Here is a 19,618-nt window from a genome sequence, read left to right on the forward strand (position 1 = left end):
CGGACGCGGCGACCTTCCTGGGTGTGAGCGCTCCGGCGGCGCGCAGACTGACGTGCCTAGCCGAACGACTGGGGACCGCGGGGGTCGCGACGTCGTGGGACCTGCTGGCTGGTGCCGATCGGGACGTGAAGCTGTCCGGGGTTCCCGGCGAGGTGCTCGCGGTGCTCGTTGTCCGGCTCGCGGCTCTGTGGGGCCCGTGGGCCGCTTCTGTACACGCCGTCGACGTGACCGGTGGGGGAGTTCCGGGGCCCTCTGGACGGTCGAAGTACCCGTCGCGTGACGTCCAACATTTCCACCCCGAGCGCGACCGCTGCCCCTGCAAACAGCGCTATGGCGCCGAGCGCAGCGGCTGTGCCGAACACGGTGATGTTGTGCCCACCGTCCTGGTCCGCGAAGGCGAGCAGTCCGAAGATGGCGAACAGCGCCGCACCCAGGCACCCGCCCAAAGTAGCGAGCTCGCACACGAATGCGAAGACCTTGAGGACCTGCTCGGCGGTCTTCTCGAGGATCTTCTGCCGCCCGATCAGGGCCGCGTCGAACGCCGCCACGACCCCGAGGGCCACCCAGGCTGCCACGGCCGGCCAGGCGATGTTCTCGTGCGGCGCGGTGAGCACCGTCGCGCCGAACGGTTGCCAGTCGCCGCCGGGTTCCCAGATGTAGGGCACGCGAGGCAACGCATAGGCGACCTGGAGCGAGGCGTAGAAGAGCGCTACAGCCACCGTCTGCCCTACGAGCAGCAGGGCCATCGTGATGAGCCGGCGGGCGAGGGGACCCAGTGCCTTCCAGCCATCCTGGGACAGGCGTGCGATCCAGCGTGAGGCGGCCGAGGTGGTTCGTGCGGCGCCAAGCAGACCGCGCACCCACCCAGCCAGGTTGACCAGGGTGACGATCGCCGCCAAGGCGGCCGCGTGCACCCCGAGCTGCCTAAGGATCTCGATGAGCACCTCGAGCCCGCTCGGGAGCGCCTCAAAGGTCATGACCGGACGTTACCGGGGCGCAGGGAGCAAATGGACGGTTCTGGACCGATTTGGCTGTGTGCGAGTCTGATGCCCGCGAGCCTCTCAGGCGCGCCCGGGCCTTGAGGCCCACGGCCAGCCCGCTAGTTCGCGGCTGCAGTTCAGGCAGGAACCGGAGCCACTTCGCCCACCTACCGGAACCGCGTCCGCAACCTGTTGTCGCCGACGCCTGACGACTGATCAGGGATCGACAGTGGCAGGGGGTGAACTTTCGCCCGGCGTTGACACTGGGGACAACCGCTCATGGATCCGCCTCGCCCAGAGCCTTATCAGGCCAAAGCCGCTGACTCGTTGGATGGTCGAACAAGGCCGCACCACGAAGTCCTAGGCGCGACCGCCGCTCGAGCGCCTCGCGGTGACGTGTTGCGCGCAGGCGACCGCGCTCTCGTCAACGCAGGGAGATGCCGGCATCCCAGAGGAATGCAGGCGAAGTCGCCTGCGCCGCCGCGGGGTGTGCCGGCAATCGCCGAAGCGTTCAGGCTGGACACCGCGGACGTCCGGAATCTCCTAGGCGAGGTCGAGAGTCGGCGACTGATGCGACTGATGCGGCTGATCGATGGCGCCACGGCTTAGCGCGTTCCGTATGCCGCGTACATTGTTCGCGACAGGGAGTGCTCGAGCAGGTTCGCCGTGTAGAACAGGTTGAGCGATGGCGTCAGTGGAGCAACAGGTTCGGGGCGCGGACAGCGTCATCTCCCAGAACATCGCCAACTCAGTCGATGACCGAGGTTTCCTCTCTCAGAACGTGCTCGCCCAACTCCGGAACCTTGTCGAAGGGCTCACGGTCTGGGTGCACCTTAACGACAGCGCCGCGGAGTTCCGCTACGACCAGGTTGGGCCTGCGTTGGATGCGATCAGGGCGACGGCGAAGTTCCGGCTGCTGAGCAGGTTCCACAACCTGCTCCAGGCCAGCGCGTCGCACTACACGCTGGATCGCGATCCGTCTGAGCGGTTAATGCTCAAGTATTTTGAGTTCCTGCTCCGCACTCGCGATCTCGCACTGAAACAGCTCGGCATCGCGATCCTCGAGAACATCGACGAGTTCCCGATCGATCTCGATCCGTCGCTCCGTGAATACCACGAGAAGATCGCCGCCCGCGTTGACGCTGTCCGTGCGACGCCCGCGGCACCTCGTCGCGAGCGCTACTACGTTCACACGTCGCGGCCGTTCTTTGTCGGCGGCCGGATCTACTACGAGGTCACCTTCTCGCTCGCTCACAACTGGACGAGCAAGTTTGACCGCACGATCGCGTTCACCGACATCGACATGACCGACAAGTACGCCGCGTACCTGGACCTGTCGAGTGAGTCGATTGCTGTCCTGGGTCGGACCATGCCAGTTCTGATCATTAGGGCGTGGGAAGTCTCGATCCGGCCGTGCGAGTTCGACAACTTCGCTCGGTTCTTCGGCCAAGCATCGCGAGTCCAGTCCAGTCATACCGAGTACCGAAATCTGATGCGCTATCTGACGGAGACTCACTCGAGCCTCCTGGACCTCGTCGACATGTCGGATCAGGACTATGCCGGGATCCGCACCTGGGTGCTAAGTCAGACACAAGGAGCGGCGCAGATCTTTCCGGCGCTCGACGAAGCTCGAACGGTCATCCGCGCGAAGCGGCCAGGCTCCCGGGTGCTGCGGTACCTGCTGCTGCGGATGCGTAATCAGGTCATCAAGGCCCAGTACGACCCCACTCCGAACAGGTGGCTGTCCGGGCTCCGCCTCACATCTGCAAGCAGCCCGTTCGACACAATGCCATTTTGCACATCACCGCGCGGACACAATCCGCGCTTCTGGGACCTGGTTGACAGTATTGACACCGCAGGGCGTGCTCACGAACTGCTGGCGCGGCGCGTCCGAAGCAACGTCGAGCAGCACGGGGCGATCTACACGCCGACAGCCGAACTTGACGACCTCGGTGACGTCGACGAGCTGATCGCCCGCCATAACCAGCTGCTCCCGCCGACGGACCGCCACGCGCCTCGCAGACTCGAACACGCTAACGGGCACGTCTTCATCGTCGGCTACGAGGACGACACCGTCGCGATCATCGAGAGCTTGCAGGACGCCGTTGGCGAGGGTCTCGATGGGCATGCCGACGATGTGCAGACCTGGTTGGACGCGAACGCGGGGATGGTCGACGACGTCTCGAAGGCGGACGCCTTGAAGGCCCTGTTCGCACAATCGAACGTGGCTCTCGTCGTCGGCGCAGCCGGCACCGGAAAGTCGACGATGGTGAACCACATTGCCAACTACTTTTCTGACGAGCGCAAACTATTCCTCGCCCATACGAACCCGGCCGTCGACAACCTGAAGCGGCGCGTGAATGCACCAAACTCTGACTTCAGCACGATCGCGAGTCATATCAAGAGGAGCGACATCCTCGGCCCGAGGATCGACGTGCTCGTAATCGACGAGTGCAGCACTGTGGACAACGCAAGCCTGCTGAAAGTGCTCAATAGCACCACGTTTGACCTGCTCGTGCTCGTCGGCGACGTTTACCAGATCGAGTCGATCCAGTTCGGCAACTGGTTCAGTCTCGCCCGCTCCTACATCCCGAAGGACTCAACCTTCGAGCTCACGAAGCCATTTCGGACCGACGACGACGCTTTGCTGACGCTCTGGGACAGGGTGCGGAGCCTCGACGATCGCATCGAAGAGTCGCTCTCGAAGAACGGCTACTCGATGGTGCTGGGGGAGGGCCTCTTCGAGCGTCAGAGCGAAGATGAGATCGTACTCTGCCTGAACTACGACGGCCTCTACGGCATTAACAATGTCAACCGGTTCCTGCAGGCCAGTAACCCTGGCCAGGCGTTCAGTTGGGGCGAGTCGATCTACAAGGTTGGCGACCCCGTGCTCTTCAACGATGCCGACCGGTTCCGACCCGTCATCTTCAACAACATGAAGGGCACGATCGTCGCCCTCGACCGTTCGCCGGGCCGACTCACGTTCGACGTTGATCTGTACCGGGACCTCACCGCCGGCGACTTGTTCGGCACCGAGCTTCGCTGGGTTGGGGGCTCAGTCGTCCAGTTTGATGTCTTCGAACGAGCGAGCAGCGACGACGACGATGACATGGGCAACACGCTGGTGCCGTTTCAGATCGCGTACGCCGTGTCGATTCACAAGGCCCAAGGTCTTGAGTTCGACTCGGTGAAGGTCGTGATCACGGATGCCAGCGAAGAGCGGATCTCGCACAACATCTTCTACACGGCGATCACGCGAGCGCGCCGCCGGCTCGGCATCTTCTGGACGCCCGAGACGCAGCATCGAGTCCTGAGCAGGCTCGCGGTACGGGAGAACGTCAAGGACGAGGCCCTTCTGAAGGTGCGCCGCGGGGTGGCGCCTCTGGCTAGCCGGCCGAAGCGGCACAGGGCACGACCCCCCGCGTAGGTAACGGGATCCTTCGACAACCAAGCCCCGCCACCTTGAGCGTGGGGGGCCGCTGGGTTGCGTTGTTCGTCTGCGGAGACGGCCGGCGACGTCGTGCGGGACCGGGGGAGGCGCCGCAGATCGCAGCGCTGGGGCTGCGGCAGTCCGTCCACCGCTCTCGTCGAGTTGGACCTCCCTCCTGACGGGGTTCTGGTCACGTCAGGGGCCGGTCGCCGTTGCGGTCAGCGGACCTGCCTAGACGTCGATGCGCGAGCGACGTCGCGAATCCCAAGCATGGAGTGCCTCTAGGCGTTCGTCGGCGCGTCCATGGAACGCGTAGCGCGGATTCACGGTCATCTGGGAAGTGTTTGAGCAGCCAGTGCGGGCGATGAAGCCGCCGTCTTCCAGCGACCGAAGCGCGCTTGCCCAACCTGCCCTGCTCATGCGAATGGCGTTCGCGGCGGCCTGGGTCGGGCCGAGTGGAGGAGTGGTGCTGCTGCCGGCCGCGACCAGGGCGATGAGTTGCAGCATCACGCGCATCTGGCTGCCAGGCATGCGCGTGTCGATGAGTTGGACGATGGCGGGGACGAAGAGCTTGATCCATGGTCTGGCGGCGCGCGTTCCCGCGGAGCGCTCCAGGGTTGCGAGATGTCGCGAACTACTTCCTCGGAACGCGAGCTCAGGGTCTAGCTCCAGGTGCACGGCGCCGTGGACCCGACGCTTGCGGACCACGTCACCTCGCTGGAGCGCAGTCAGGCACGCGGAGATGGTGTCGGCGTCGCGGTTGAGCGTGGCTGCGACCGTGGCGTTGATCCACGGCGCGACGGTAGCGGACCCGAACTTGAGGCAAGTCATCTGGTAGAGGACGAGTTCGATCGCCGCTGGCGGCAGGGTTGACATGCCGACCAGTGCGGACAGCTTGTGCTGATGGACCCTGACCCAGGAGTGGTCCTTGATCACTCCGTCGTTGTCGATGCGTTGGGTGACGCGCATGGGCTTCTGGACATGGGACATGGGTGCCTCCGGCCGGGCCACGTCGGGTATGTGGCGCTGGGAGGCACGGTCCGCCCGGCGTCGTCGCGGTCAATTCCCGCACGCAAGTTGCGCGCGGCCTGCGCCCACGGCGGCTGGAGTTGCCCGGGGCGCAGGGCCTGTGGCGGATCTTCATCTGACCGGTTGCGGCCGGGGGTTCTGGGACGATGTCGGCGGCGGAGAGGCCCCTGACCTGCGGCGACGCACCTACGAACTCGATGCCCTCTTTGGTCTGGCTTTGGGTTGGCGCGACGCGGGGAGGATCCTGCTCGCGGCCAGCGAGACGGCTCGCGAGGTTGTGGCTGCTGCACGAGTAGGTTACACGCGATGCACCGCGTCGTGGGGGCGTGACGGAGTCGGCGGGTCCAGGGATTCCCTGGACCCGCCGTGGTCGTGCTACTGGAGGAATTGCGGCAGTGGCATGCCAGCTGCGGTGATGATGCTGCGGACAGCCTCTCGGGTCTCTGCGACCTGCTCTGGGCTTGATGGCGCCGTGGCGGCGTTCCATGTCGCGCCGCAGGGGCACTGCGGTGTGGTGCAGAGCATGATCCCGAGCATCCGGGACATGTCGAGGAGTAGTAGACGGTGTCCGTCGAGGTCGTGTGGGCAGTGACGGCACGCGGTCGCGTGGGTCATCGGATGCCGATCTGCCCCTGTGTTGGTTCGGGTTCGTCCTGGCACAGCGGGCAGGTGCCGTTTCTGCTGCCACGGGTGTGTGAGGCCGTGGGGCGGCGGGTGAGCCAGATGGCAAGCCAGTGGCTGTAGCTGCGGGGGTTCTCGACCTGAAGTCGATCTTCGAGCTGGACCATCGCCTGCCAGAGTTCGGCGGTCGGCAGGCCGTGGCTGCGGCGGTTCTCGATGAGCGCTTCGAGTTCTTCGTGCTTGCTGACGATGCGCTGTGCGGTGGTGAGGCGTGTTCGGTGCTGCCTCAGGAGTGGTGGGGCAAGAGTGCTCACTGCGTGCTCCCTGGGTTGGACGTGCCCGATCCGGGTTGGATCGGTTCACGCGGAGCCCTTTGTGGGCTCGCCGGGGACCGTGGACGCGACGCCCGCCGCCACAAGGCAGCGGAGCGACATGGGGGAGCGGAGCCTCTCTCGAGGGGGGTCACGTGGCGGCATCGTTGCCGTCCCGCCGCGGTCCGACGTTCGCCGAGCGTGGTGCCTGTGCGCTCTGAGTGGGGCGGTAGTGGCAGCGGCGTCGAATTTCTGCTGCGGTGCTCAGGAGGCCGCGTGTGTGGACGCGGCGTCGAGGTAGCGGGCGACTGCTGTCCGACGTGGGACGTGGTTGGGGTAGTAGAGGCATCTGCCTTTCAGGTGGGTGGAGAGCACGCGGGGCTGTCCGGCGTTGAGCCCGGCTTCGCGTTGGGTGAGGTCGCGTCGCACTGTCGCGCCGATGGAATTTCCGGTGTACCCCGGGCCTCCGAGCGCGGTGATGCGGCTTAGTACTTGGGTCGTGTCGAGGGCGGAGTTCGAGGCGAGGACTACGCGGATGGCTGTCTCGCGCAGGGTGCTGGCTGGGCTCAGAAGTGGGTTGGCCCGACCGCGGAGGGCGTGATGGCGTAGGACGATCGCGAGTAGTTGACCGAACGCGGCGTAGGTGTCGGCGGAGTCGCCGAGTGCGCGGCTGGGTGTGGGTGCGGCTGTGACGGTGTTGAGCATGTAAGTGGTGCGGTTGAGGTGTCGGATGACTGCGCACTCGATGACGCGCAGAGCGTCCGGGTCGGGCTCGGACCGCAGTGTCACGAGTGCGATGGTGTCGATGTCCAGGGCTGCCGCGTTGCGCACCCAGTGGGTTAGGGATGCCCATGGCCGGCCAGATGTTGGCGCCTCGGAGATGCCTGCGTATCCGGTGACCCGGTCGCGGCTACTGGGTTCGGTGCCGGTACCGGCCAGTAGATATAGGTGGCCGCCGAGCGTGGCGCGCCAGGAGTCATGAGTGCTGAGCGGCTCCGCGACGTCGGCTATGCGGATCTGGGCGTCGGGAAGGTTCACGGGCGGGCGCCAGGCCAGGGGGTTCTGCATGCGCCCTTTCTATCGAGGGACACGGACACTGATAGTGATCGCGTTGAACGCATTGAGCTGCTGATGGGGATCGCGGATCGGCAACTTTCGTGCCTGGGTGAGATCTGCACTCAGACGGTCCCGGGCCTGAGTTCTTGGCTGATACTCGCGGTCCGGGTCGAGAGATTCGACGAGACGTGGAAGTTCGGCTTGGAAGCGCTACCGGGTATGCGTGACATCTGTGGGCGTGGATCGGCTGTTGCCTTATCCCAAGGTGCTACGGACGGTCAGGGCTGGGCGTGATGCTCTGCGCGTCCGGTCATGCCGAGGGGGGCGTTGCGTTCTCGCTTGGAAGTTCGTGGATTTCGACCGGCTCGATTGCGGTGCACGTGCGCGGGATCCAGAACCGATAGTCGTGCGCGCCGCCCGCGGGGTCAGTCGTGAACTTGTGACGGTCGCCGACTCGGATGACGCCCACGTCGCCGTTCGTGGAAGAGACGCTGACTAGGGGTACCCACAGCCCGTCGTACGGCATGGGGGAGCTATCAGGACCGCGGTCGCGCAGGAGCCGCATGTAGTCAAGATCGAGGTAGCAGACGGTTGAGCTTGAGCTCCGGACGGCCCACAGGCCACGTTCGTCGAGTCGGAGTGCGGTCTTCTTCTTGTTTGTCGTCATGGACCTCAGGGTGCTTGCTTCGTGCGCTCTGACATTGAGGCCAGCATGGCCATCTTTCGCGTTGCAGAGGAGCCGTCAGGGGAGGCCTCGCGCCGACTCCAAGGCCGCGGCCACAGCCTCGAACTCCGCGAGGGCGGCAGTGAGGTCCTCGACGATCTCGCGGGCGATGATCTCCGGCGCGGGGAGGTTGTCGAGGTCCTCGAGTGATTCGTCGCGCAGCCAGGTGATGTCGAGGTTCGCCTTGTCGCGAGTGAGGAGCTCGTCGTAGCCGAAGGAGTGGAAGCGCTCGGTCTCGACCCGCTCTGAGCGCGGCTGGCCGGGGGCGTAGCTGGCGACGAACTCGTCGAGGTGGGCGCGAGTGAGCTGGTTCTGCTTGAGCGTGAAGTGCTGGTTAGTGCGCAGGTCGTACACCCACAGGCGCTCGGTCCACGGCTGCTCGGCGGCGGGCTTCTTGTCGAAGAACAGCACGTTTGCTTTAACGCCCTGCGCGTAAAAGATGCCCGTGGGTAGTCGCAGCATGGTGTGGAGGTCGAAGTCGCGCAGGAGCCGACGGCGCAGGGTCTCGCCGGCGCCGCCCTCGAACAGGACGTTGTCCGGCAGGACGACGGCGGCGCGACCGTTGATGTCGAGGATCGTGGCGATGTGCTGCAGGAAGTTGAGCTGCTTGTTGCTCGTGGTGACGACGAAGTCCTGGCGCTCGATCTCCAGGTCCTCGCGGGCCTCGCGCCCGTCGGCTCCGACCATGGTCAGCGAGGACTTGCGCCCGAACGGGGGGTTGGACAGCACCACGGACCAGCGTCGACCCGGGTCGGCGATGAGGGCGTCCTTGACCTCGATCAGCGAGTCGCCGTCTGCCTGCCCGATGCCGTGCAGGAGCAGGTTCATCGCGGCCAGTCGCGCGGTCCCGTCGACGAGCTCGACGCCGTGGGCGAAGTCGTCGCGCAGGTGGGCACGTTCCGGCGGGGTCATGTTGGCCGAGTCCCGGGACGCGAACTCGTGCGCTGCGAGAAGGAACCCGGCGGTGCCGCACGCCGGGTCGACCACGGAGTCATGCACGGTTGGCTGCACGCAGTCGACCATCGCCGAGATGATCGGTCGCGGCGTGAAGTACTGGCCCGCACCCGACTTGATGTCCTCGGCGCCCTTAGCCAGCAGCGACTCGTAGGCGTCGCCCTTGATGTCGGTGCCTGTCTGGGACCACTGCTCGGCGTCAATGAGGTCGTGGATCAGGCGCTTGAGCTTGGCCGGGTCCTGGATGCGGTTCTGGGCCTTGCGGAAGATCGTGCCCAGCGTGCCGGGCTCCTTGGCCAGGCCGATCAGGATGCGGGTGTACTCGACCTCGAGCTCGATGCCGTCCGCGTCGAGCAGCCGCTGCCAGGAGTACTCCTCGGGCAGAATCCGTTCGGCCTTGATCGGTCGGATCGCGCGTTCGTGGGCCATCTTGAGGAACAGCAGGTACGTGAGCTGCTCGGTGTACTCGATGGTGCCGACGCCGTCATCGCGCAGGACGTTGCAGTAGGACCAGAGCTTGTCGACCAGGCGACGGGCATCAGACACGCCGCGAGTGTAGGCCGCCGCCGGGCTGGGCGTACGCCTCCTAGAGCGCCTCGAAGAAGTCCTCGTCGAGCCGCTTGAGCGTGAAGGTCTGCTCGTCTTGCACTCCAACGTTGTTCAGCACCATCAAGTCCGCAAGACGGCGGCCGTCCACCAGAATGATGCGTTCGCGCAGGTAGCGCACGTACTCGAGCGCCTCGCGACTGAAGGAACTGGTGCTGATGAACACGCCACGGTCGGCCTGCTGGCCGTGCAGCGCGCCGACGAAGGCTTGGAGCGCCGGACGTCCAACGACGTTGTCGAACGCGTACCGCTTCGCTTGCATGTAGACCCGGTCCAGGCCCAGAGGGTCCTGCCGGATGATTCCGTCGATGCCGCCATCGCCGGTGCGGCCAGTCTGCTCGACCGCGCCAGAACGGCCGCCATAGCCCAGGGCCGTCAACACCTGCAACACCAGTCGCTCGAAGGCGACCGGATCGACAGTCAACAGTCGGTCGAGAAGCTGACCCGAAACCAGCGCGGCGTTCTCAGCTGTGGCACGCTCGAGCAACTCCTGCGGGTCAGTCGCGTCGCGTACCGCCCGTCCGATCGAAGGGGCCGGCATAGCGTTCTCGGGTGGCGTTGATGATGGCCCGTCGAACGTCCCGTCCTGCGGCTCTTCTCGGGACCTGCTGAGAAAGTCCTGGAACGCGTCAAACCTCTCAAGAACTCGCCTGTCGACCCGCTCAGGATTCGCTGCGAGGACTGCGCGACCAGCATTCGTGATGCGGGCAGTCGCACGGGCGGGACGTTCGATCGTGCCGGCCTGCGCGAGATAGGTGTTCGCCCAACCGATGCGGTTGTTCACCAGCCGAGCCTTCCCGCTTGGGAGGAGCAACGCCTTGTCCTCCTCAGTCAGGTCGAAGTACTCACACAGCGCCGTCGTGATGTCGCGGACAGCCCAGGTTCGTCCGTCCGAAAGCAGCGCGAGCATCGGGCGCATGAACGACTCGTAGTCGGGCACGGTCATCCGACGAGCTCCTCTGCGAGATCAAGGTCTGACTCGCGGCCGGTGAGTCGGCCGGAAAATGCAGCGACGAGTAGAGCGCGGCGCAGAGACGACGAGCGTTGCACATTAATCCTCAATGCGGCCCGCATGGCTTTCGCACCGTCGAGCACGTGGGCGATGCGCGCAAGCCCCGCTGTCTGCCTTTCCAGGCTGGGGAGCGGGATTGGCATCTTGCGAATCGTCGATAGGCTGATCGACGCAAGGTTCACGCTTTGCTTGCCGTGGCGCTGCGCCCATCGGGCGCCGTATGTGTTCGCGCTCCACGCGAGCCACTCCGGGTGGACGACATCACGGTTAGGGCGCGCGCGGAAGACGTGGTTCTGGTGGATGCAGTCGTCGATCTCGCCGGACCAGATCCACCCTCGAGCGAGCTTGTCGCGGTCTCCCCCCTCGTTCATGAGGACGTCGCCAGGCTCGAGGCGCAATTGGGCGGCCTTTTGCTGGCTCACGCGGATCGTGGTCACCGACTCAAGCGAGAGCCGCGCACGCTGAACGTTGGCCACGCGAAGATAGGGCACCTCAACAAACGAAGGATCACCTTGCCTTTTGGCATCCTTGGTGACCCCGCCCACGACCTCGGCGACTGAGCCAAGGGGCCTCCATTCCCACTCCTCGGCGAGTTTCGGGAGGTCGCCTGCCACAACGCGTGCAAGCGCAGTTCCAACATCCTCGTTAGCCACATCGAGCAGTTCCCGTACGACGGTCTGCTCATCGAGCAAATCGAGGCGTCGCAATGAGCGCACGATCGTTGCGTCGGCGGCGTCGAGGCGGGAGAGGTGGTCTTCGAGGATATCGACGATTCGTCGCTGCTCGTCGAGCGGTGGAATTGGAATGCGGAGCGCACTCAGATCGCGCTGGTTGATCTTGTAGATGCCAGCGGTCGTCCGGGCGGCGTTCTCGATCTGGGAGCGCAGGGCGGGTGACTTCCAGGCAAGAGCCAAGTACTGCGTGGAAACTACGTCCTCCTTCGTACGCACGCGAATCAGGGTGTCTGGGTAAGCGACCGGCGACGTGACAGGCCCGACGATTCCGGCCCTCCCGACGAGAGGCAGTGACCCATTTCCACGAACGACCAACAGGTCGCCGTCCTTGACGATGTACTGTCGCGCCTCCTCCGCGGTCCAATCGCCTGCCTTCGATTGCATGAGGTCGACACGTGATCCTCGAATGGCCGTGAGGCGGAGGACCGGGAACCCACCGGGGCGATCCTTGACGGAACGACCGTTGGCCAACGGAGCGGCCAGTAGTTCGTCGAGGCGCAGCAGTCTCCAGTCGGCGGGCAACGTGGTCACGCGGTGAGTTCCTCGTTCAGTTCGATGATTAGGCGTCCGGCGCTGTTGCCGAGGTCGCGGATGATGCCGTCGATGCCGCCGCGTTCGGTGAAGGGTGCGGCGTCGAGGTCGTCGTCGGTGAGGCCGGCGGAGGAGGCGATGACGTCGGCCATGCGGTCGAGCCACCATCGCTGCTCGGTGGTGTACGTCGCCCCCGCCTGGGTCTGCTGAAGGAGCCAGCCCTCGTACCGCGATCGTACGAGGTCGGCGTACGGGACGAGCTCGGAGTCCGTCCCGAGGGTGAAGCGCAGGAGGGACACGAGGTCCGTGAGACGGGTGCGGTCAGTGTGACGAACCCGCCCGACCTCGACCGCTTCGTAGGCGGCCCAGATGAGGTCGGTGGTCCAGTTGTGCGGGGGGCGGGCGATGCGGTCGCCGAGCTCCTTGATTGCTTCGAACGGGACGCGGCGGGACTTGGCTTCGCCGAGGATCTGGATGGCCGTGATCTCGTCGCGGTGCTCGGTCAGGTACGCGGTCCAGGATTCGACGATGGAGCGGGCACGGTCGGGGTCGATGACGCCGTGGGCGTCGAGCAGGACGTCCTTCGTGACTTCGTCGATGACGCGGTCGTGGGTCTGGCGCAGTTCGAGGATCCGGGCACGTAGCTCGGGGTTCGCGGCGAGCGGCGCGACCGCGGTCTCGACGAGGTCGGCGATGATGTCGGCGGGGGTACGGCCGGGCGCCGCTTCGATCGCCGCAGCGTGGCGGTCGGCGTCGACCGCGTCGATGAGGTCACGCACCACGTCCCGTAAGGGCTGGCCGGCGACGTGGTCCAACTCGACGCGCTCGTCCGGGGTGAGCTGTAGCTCCAGAGCCGCCAGGCGGGAGCCTAGGGTGGCTGCCTCGGACTCGGTGATGGTCAGGTTGGCGGCCTTGTCGAGCAGCTGCTTGAGGCTGATGCCCTTCTCGCGGTTGAGGGGCGGTTCGACGAAGTCGTGCTCGGTGACCCCGACAGCGTCGACGATGACGAACCGCGTCTTGGTCGTCGCGTCCGGGGTGACGGCCTGGAAGTCGGCGGGCGCGATGGTGCGCGCGCCACGGCCCTTCATCTGCTCGAAGTACTGAGCGGAGCGCACGTCGCGCATGAAGAAGACGCACTCCAGCGGCTTGACGTCCGTGCCGGTCGCGATCATGTCCACCGTCACCGCGACGCGCAGGGAGGCGGAGGTGCGGAACGCCTGAAGGTGGGCCTTGGGGTCTTTGGCGGCGTAGGTGATCTTGGCGGCGAAGTCGTTGCCCTTGCCGAAGACCTCGCGCACGGTGGTGACGACCTGCTCGGCGTGTGCGTCGTCCTTACAGAAGATCAGCGTCTTCGGGACGGTGCTGCGGCCGGGGAAGATCTCGGGCATGCGGTCGCGGTAGGTCTCCAGGACCAGGCGGATCTGCGAGAGGGACGTTACCGCGCGGTCGAGCTGGGTGGCGGTGTACTCCAAGTCCTCGTCGAGCGCCTCGAGGCGTTGGACGCGGGTGCGGCGGTCGATTTTCGGGACCACGGTGCCGGCCTCGATGGTGGAGCCGTCGGTGCTGACCTGGGTCGAGATGCGGTAGATGTCGAAGTCGACGTTCACGCCGTCGGCCACCGACTGCGGGTAGGTGTACTCCGAGACCAGGTTCTGGTGGAAGAACCCGAAGGTCTGCTTGCCGGGGGTGGCGGTCAGACCGACGATGTGCGCGTCGAAGTACTGGAGAACGCCGCGCCAGACCCCGTAGATGGATCGGTGGGCCTCGTCGACAATGATTAGGTCGAAGGTCTCGGGCGGCAGGTCGGGGCTGTACTGCACGGTGACGGGCGCGTCGGGCACGAAGTCGTCGATGCCCTGGTCGTCGCTGTCCGGGACGTCCTTGCCGGACAGGGCGCGGTGAACGCGCTGGATGGTGGAGATCACCACCGACGATGAGGCGAGCATCCCGGCCGAGGACAGTTTGTCGACGGTGTAGAGCTCGGTGAACCGGCGTCCGTCGTCGGGGGTGCGGTAGTTCTGGAACTCGGCGAGGGTCTGGTCGGCGAGGTTGTTGCGGTCCACCAGGAACAGGACGCGTCCGAACCCGCCGTGCTTGAGCAGGCGGTAGGACTGGGTCACGGCTGTGTAGGTCTTGCCGGCGCCGGTGGCCATCTGGATCAGGGAGCGCGAGTACCGCTGCTCGACCAAGGACCGCTCGACGCCGTGGATGGCGTCGATCTGCGCGGGCCGCAGGGGCGCCTCGTCCAGGTTGGGTAGGTGGCGGACCTTGGCTCGCCAGGTCGGGGACTCAGGCGTGGATTCGGCATCTCGAACTAGCCGTGCCAGCGTGCTCGGCTTGGGAAAGGCGAACAGGAGTCGAGCGCGAGGCTCCGGGTCGTAGCCGTTCGTGAAGTGGGTCTCCGAGCCCGAGGCTTCGAACACGAACGGCAACCGTCCATCGACGACGATCGCCCTCCGGAGGTGAGTCTCGGGCAGACCCGTCGCGTACATCGCGGACTGCCACTCGACACCAGAGAGCGTGGTGCCCTGCGGCTTAGCCTCGATCACCCCGACGACGCGCTTGTCGACGTACAGCAGGTAGTCGGCCCGACCATGCCCGGCAGCCATCGCAGCCTCGCGCAGGGCGACTCCGGAGCCGGCGAACAGGTTCAAAGCGCCCTTGTCCTGGACCTGCCATCCTGCGGCCGCCAGTTGGCCGTCGATGAGGAACCGGGCGCGCTGCTCCGCTGCGAGGCGTGCTTCGTCGGCGGGCATGGGCACAGCGTAGGGCGGTGGTCGACGGCATCCACTCTTCTTCGCGGCGGATGGCCGTGGTGTGTCCTGCACCGAACGGGTGATTCGCTTCTTGTCGCTCGTGGCCGCCCAGCTGGGTAGTTGTCCCGGCCGCAGGAAGCCGCCTCGCAGCGGCGTCGGCTGGCAATCGCCGCAGCGCAGACTGGAACCACGGACTTTCGGGACATCGTCCCGGAGCGGTGGCCGGTCGTTGCAGCCACCGCTCCGGGGTTGGGCGGTGTCAGAGGCAGCAGGCCCTTGTATTGGGCGGCATGTGTCGTCGGCATACCGTCGACGCGGACGACTGCCTCATCGCCGTGTGGGCGTCGTGGATGGAGGAGTTTCGGAGCGGGTCCAGGGGCTCGAGCGGTGTGGCTTCCTGCGTGTGGAGGAACGCGCAGTGGAGGACGGCAGGGCGCAGAGGCTGACCCGGTCGTCTGGCCAGAAGCGTGTCGTCAGGACCGGAGCATCCGCGGGTCGCGAGGATGAGCTGGCGGGCGAGCCAAGCGGGGACGGATGGCAGCGACCCCTGGTCGTACTTGTCGGGCCGTGCGCCTGCGTTGCCTCGAATAGCGACGGACACGTTGCCGCCACCGTCATACACCTCGTCCAGACGTAGTCCGGTAGAGCACATGAGCAGTACCGCGAGGCTGTAGTTGCTGCTCGTGTCCGCCGCGATCCTGGGGGTACGGGAGAGGCTCATGCAGGTCGTACGCCGGTCGGGCCTGGCGCCGTGGGTTGAGCAGAAGCGGGTGTGGTGCTTGTTCATCGTCGTTCCGTTCATCTTGAGTAGCCGGTGTTGGCTACTCCCTGGAACGTCCGGCGTGGAGTCGATCCGTCAGTCGCCGCACGGCGGGAGTGGACGGTGCCAGGAGCGCCGGCCTTGAGGTGCCCTGGGGAGAGGCATGCCTCAGTGCTCCTAGACGGCAGGACCGGACAGTCTTCAGCGTTCACTCCTGACCCTCGATAACCTCCCTTCTCGCGGGTTGAGGTTGTCGCTGTGAGGTCAATGCGCTGGTCACAGACGCAGGCACGGTTCGGGCGAGCGTCAACCGACCCCCTGGAGCCCGTCATGGATCAGCACACCACCTCATTCGATGTCGTTCGTTCTCTGAGCCTCTCCCCGGCGCCACCTGTTGCTGCCGCCGAGTGGACGTGTCAGACGGTCGCGGCGACGTTCCTGCGCCGCGGCGAACTGGTCCCGCCGGCGGAGTGGTCGATGATGCCCGGCGCGACTCTCCGCGAGATCGAAGTAGCTGGAGAGCTGGTCGCGGCGTCCAGAGCGCAGGCGACGCGGAAGGCCTACGGCCGCCACGTGATGCAGTGGCTCGGGTGGGCGCGCGAGCATGAGGTCTGCCCGCTACCAGCCACCCCTGGTGACCTTCAGCTCTTCCTGGTAGAACGCGCCATCGACCTTGACCAGTCTGAGGCGGAGGGTGGAACCGGTCGCGTCCGGGTGCATGGTCGACTCGTCATGGGCAGCGTCACCCAGATGATGGCGGCGATCTCCCGGCTGCACGGGCTTGCCGGACTGCCTTCGCCTGCGAAGGACCCTCGTGTCATGGAGTTCATGTCCGGCATGCGACGGACGCTGGTTCAGGCGCCACGAGGGGCCAAGGCCGCGCTCACATGGGACCTGCTGACCGAGGTGCTCGACGCACAGCGGGAAGCTCCGATGACCGACTCCCAGCTGCGGGCTCGCGTTGCTCAGGAGCTCTGTGCTGCGACGGGTGCGTCGGCGGGCCAGCTGGCACGGCTCTTGTGCAGCGACCTGACCTTCAAGACCGACGTCGTGGTCGTGGTCCTCGCGCCGGCACGACGTGGATGGCCCCGAACGCGTCATGAGGTGGACCTTCACGGGCCTGCCGGAACGCTGCTCTGCCGGTGGCTTCGCACGATGAAGGGCTGGCCTGGGACAGCCGTCCTTCGGGACCGCGAAGGAAACGCCCTCACGCGGCAAGGACTGCACAAGATCCTAGTGGTGCGCCGCGCTCCACTCGAGGGTGACCTCGCTGCTGATCGCGTGGTAACCCTTGCAGACGTTCGCGATAGGGCCTTGCTGCTGTCCGGCTGGATGAGTGCGTTGCGACGCTCGAACCTGGCCGCACTAACGTGGGACGAGCTCATGCGGACCTCCTCGGGGTGGGTTCTGTACGTGGCCCGCTCCAAGACCGACCAGGAGGGCCGCGGGAGAACTGTCGCGGTGCCGTCGGCACCGCCCGGTAGTGCGATCGCGGACCCGGCTGGTGCCATCGACGACTGGCTGTCGGTGGTGACCATGACCATGGGTTCGGACCCTCGTCGGCTCCTTGGAGTGCCTGTCTTCGTGCGGATCGACCGGCACGGGCACATGCGGCTCGTTGATGGCCGCCCGGTCGGGCTTTCGGGTGGAGCGATCTCCGAGATAGTGAAGAGACGGGTACGAGCCGCCGGGCTTGAGGACCGCACTCACCCGACCAGGGCGGGGCTGTGGAGCCACCCCGGTCGAGGGTTCTCCGCGCACTCCCTTCGCGCGGGGTTCGTCACGGAAGGCTTCAAGCGAAAGCTCACCGCGAACGAGATCAGCGCGGTGACCGGCCATACGAGCATGCGCACACTTGCGGACTACGACCGCCCCGAGAGCCCGGGCTTGATCGCGGCCACCGCAATGCTCGGAGCACTGAGTGATGCACAGCCGGGTACACCGTCCTCACCGGCCGCGGCACGGGCGACGCGCCGACGAGGCCCGGATTGGACGACACCGGTCGGTGTAGCCGCCGACGGCTCCGTGGCGGGCGCTCCACGCTGAGAATCCTGCCGGAGGTGTTGAGGTACGACGCTCGGGGCCGTGACCGGGGAGAAGTTCATGATCGTCTGCAGGCCCTCGGGCGTGGTGGCGAGCGGGATGAAGGCTGCGACCGGGATACGTGAACGCGCGGCGTGCCGCCTGCGACATCGGTGGGGCCGGGCCTGCGCGCTACGCCGGAGATGACGCGCACCGTGCGGTGCGACCGCTGCGGACTTGTCAACGCGTGCTCGGATGGCCGCAGCCCTACCCCTGCTGGCGACGACCAGGGTGAAGGCGACAGGGGCCAATACAACGCGAGGGCGGCTACGGAAGAAGTGCCTCACAGCGCACACGGTGCCTGCGCTAGCGGTCATGACGGTGCTCCGTCATCCGGTGGAGGGTCGATCGGTCCCCACCTCGAGGCTGCGTGGCAGGGCGCGCTCCTCCTGCGGGTCACGTCGGTCGGTGCCCGCATGACGTGAGCAGAACCCCTGGGGCACCGACCGCTGCTGGCCAGGTCTGGCAGGTTTGCCGTTGTTGGCGCGGCGATGACACGCGTGCCTCGACCAGCTCCGACGGGCGTTCATGCGAAGCCCGATGCAAGGCGAGAAAGGACACTCCTCGCCGTGTAATGCGACTAGGCCTCGATGGCGTTCGACCGACTTGCGCTTCCGACCTGGCACGATCTGCCAGTGACCTCAGGCAACTGGCAGCGCCCACCCGACGAGTACGTCCGCCCTTGCGCCGTTCTGAACCTCGAGGAGTACTGCCCGACCCTGGCCGATGCTGACGAGTGGTTCGCGAGCGCAACGTGGTTCCACCAGGAGAACCTGAGGCTTCACCCGCACGGGGCACAGGTAACCGTCGAGCTCGTGCCCGAGCCGAGCAACCGGTTCGACCGTCGCGCTGTTGCCCTCGACATCGACGGCCAGAGGTGTGGGTACCTGCCCAGCAGCACCGCTGAGCGGTGGCATGACGTCGTCGCGGGGTTGACGCGTTCAGGGTTCGCGGTCACAGTTGGCGGCGCCATCGACCACCGGTGGATCAAGACCTGGGCCGGTGGTGATGTGCCGGTGCTCGAGATTGGGCTCGTGATCTCCGTGCCCGAGCATGAGGACCGGATTGTGCTTGCCGAGCTCGTGGGACTTCGAGCACAGCACGACCTGGTTGTCGCTCATCTGACCGAGGACGAGCGGGCCGAGATGGCTGAGGATTGCTGGTCTGAGTACAGCGAGCGTCTGGCGCGACGCCTGCGCAAGCTCTCGGTCTTCGCGCCTGGCCTGAGGTGGGGTCCAAAGACGGATGAGCTCCCTGAGCGCGTGCCGTACTGGCATCACGCGTTCGTGCGTCATGACGTCACCGAGGCTCGCGACCGGGCCAAGGCGCTGCGTGCTGTTCGTCGTGCCGTCCGCCGGCGCATCAAGCTGATCGATGCTGCGCAGCGCGCCGAGGCGCGCGCTGCTGCTGAGGCGGCGCGGGCTCTAAAGCAAGCGGAGGCGAAGGAGTTGCTTCTGGCGGGTCTGGGCGCGTCGGAGGTTACTCGCCGCACCGGCGTCTCCTCGTCAACATTGAGCAGGTTGCGGCGCGAGGCGGGCTTCGCACCTGTCGACCCTGCGACGGTCAATGCAGGGGTCGCGGCCGCGCGCATCGAACGGGCGTACATCGCATACCAGTTTCGCCAGGAAGGGCTTGACCGTGCGTCCATCTGCCGCGAGCTCGGGCTGGACATCCAGGCGGTAAAGGAGCTGATCGCAGATGGGAAGTTCTACGGCGACCCGGCCGGCAACCCGGAACGTCTGGCACTCGCGCTCCGCGCTGCAGAGCTGCGCGCGTCGGGCATCGTGAAGGAGGAGGTACTGGCTGCCATGGAGGTGTCGCGGAACAGCGCCCTGCGCGCGTTCCGGGACTGCCAGGTGCCGGGGCGTGGCCACGTCGGCTGTGCGACGCGTTGACCGGGCCCAGAAGGCGGCCCAACGCGCGTCGCCGAAGAACCTGAAGGACGTTGACCCAGTTTCCCGGACACCATGATCTTGTCCCGGTTCAGTGGACATGCGTGTGAGGTCGTGACGGGTGATTCGTCCGAGAGGAT

At 66.1% G+C, this 19,618-nt stretch carries 12 protein-coding genes; 3 read left to right on the forward strand and 9 right to left on the reverse strand.

Annotated elements, in window-relative coordinates:
• Positions 1 to 56: 56 nt before the first annotated feature.
• Positions 57 to 944 (reverse strand): hypothetical protein, encoded by an 888-nt coding sequence (locus BN3788_RS16480; protein WP_147525157.1) that lies wholly within the window; start codon positions 942 to 944, stop codon positions 57 to 59.
• Positions 945 to 1,665: 721 nt separating this feature from the next.
• Between BN3788_RS16480 and BN3788_RS16485 the strand changes: the two genes are divergently transcribed.
• Positions 1,666 to 4,407, forward strand: coding sequence for an ATP-dependent DNA helicase (locus tag BN3788_RS16485; RefSeq protein ID WP_066588508.1), 2,742 nt, complete (start codon positions 1,666 to 1,668; stop codon positions 4,405 to 4,407).
• 234 nt (positions 4,408 to 4,641) lie between these two features.
• Here the strand turns inward: BN3788_RS16485 and BN3788_RS16490 are convergent, their stop codons facing one another.
• The 8 genes from BN3788_RS16490 to BN3788_RS16520 form a co-directional block, all read right to left on the reverse strand.
• A complete protein-coding gene (locus tag BN3788_RS16490; RefSeq protein WP_066588510.1) occupies positions 4,642 to 5,400 on the reverse strand; it encodes a hypothetical protein in 759 nt (252 codons plus the stop codon).
• A gap of 650 nt (positions 5,401 to 6,050) precedes the next feature.
• The gene (locus BN3788_RS19420; protein WP_147525158.1) at positions 6,051 to 6,374 is read right to left on the reverse strand and encodes a hypothetical protein; all 324 of its coding nucleotides are present in this window, start codon (positions 6,372 to 6,374) and stop codon (positions 6,051 to 6,053) included.
• A 261-nt stretch (positions 6,375 to 6,635) separates the two neighbouring features.
• Positions 6,636 to 7,409, reverse strand: a complete 774-nt coding sequence (locus BN3788_RS19425) for a hypothetical protein (protein ID WP_147525159.1) — start codon at positions 7,407 to 7,409, stop codon at positions 6,636 to 6,638.
• Between the two features lie 328 nt (positions 7,410 to 7,737).
• On the reverse strand, positions 7,738 to 8,094 hold the full coding sequence (locus BN3788_RS16500; protein WP_066588516.1) for a hypothetical protein: 357 nt from the start codon (positions 8,092 to 8,094) through the stop codon (positions 7,738 to 7,740).
• Positions 8,095 to 8,169: 75 nt separating this feature from the next.
• Entirely contained in the window at positions 8,170 to 9,651 is a 1,482-nt protein-coding gene (locus tag BN3788_RS16505; protein ID WP_066588518.1) for a type I restriction-modification system subunit M, read from the reverse strand.
• A gap of 40 nt (positions 9,652 to 9,691) precedes the next feature.
• Positions 9,692 to 10,657, reverse strand: coding sequence for a restriction endonuclease (locus BN3788_RS16510; protein WP_066588521.1), 966 nt, complete (start codon positions 10,655 to 10,657; stop codon positions 9,692 to 9,694).
• Entirely contained in the window at positions 10,654 to 11,988 is a 1,335-nt protein-coding gene (locus tag BN3788_RS16515) for a restriction endonuclease subunit S (RefSeq protein ID WP_066588524.1), read from the reverse strand. Before BN3788_RS16515 ends, BN3788_RS16510 begins: the two co-directional genes overlap by 4 nt.
• A complete protein-coding gene (locus BN3788_RS16520) occupies positions 11,985 to 14,744 on the reverse strand; it encodes a type I restriction endonuclease subunit R (RefSeq protein ID WP_066588527.1) in 2,760 nt (919 codons plus the stop codon). Before BN3788_RS16520 ends, BN3788_RS16515 begins: the two co-directional genes overlap by 4 nt.
• Positions 14,745 to 15,834: 1,090 nt before the next feature.
• Between BN3788_RS16520 and BN3788_RS16530 the strand changes: the two genes are divergently transcribed.
• Positions 15,835 to 17,550: a site-specific integrase gene (locus tag BN3788_RS16530; RefSeq protein WP_066588533.1), complete on the forward strand. Its 1,716-nt coding sequence runs from the start codon at positions 15,835 to 15,837 to the stop codon at positions 17,548 to 17,550.
• A gap of 671 nt (positions 17,551 to 18,221) precedes the next feature.
• Positions 18,222 to 19,481, forward strand: a complete 1,260-nt coding sequence (locus BN3788_RS16535; protein WP_066588535.1) for a hypothetical protein — start codon at positions 18,222 to 18,224, stop codon at positions 19,479 to 19,481.
• The last annotated feature ends 137 nt before the right edge of the window (positions 19,482 to 19,618 follow it).

Source organism: Cellulomonas timonensis (genome assembly GCF_900046455.1).
GTDB classification, from domain to species: domain Bacteria; phylum Actinomycetota; class Actinomycetes; order Actinomycetales; family Cellulomonadaceae; genus Cellulomonas_A; species Cellulomonas_A timonensis.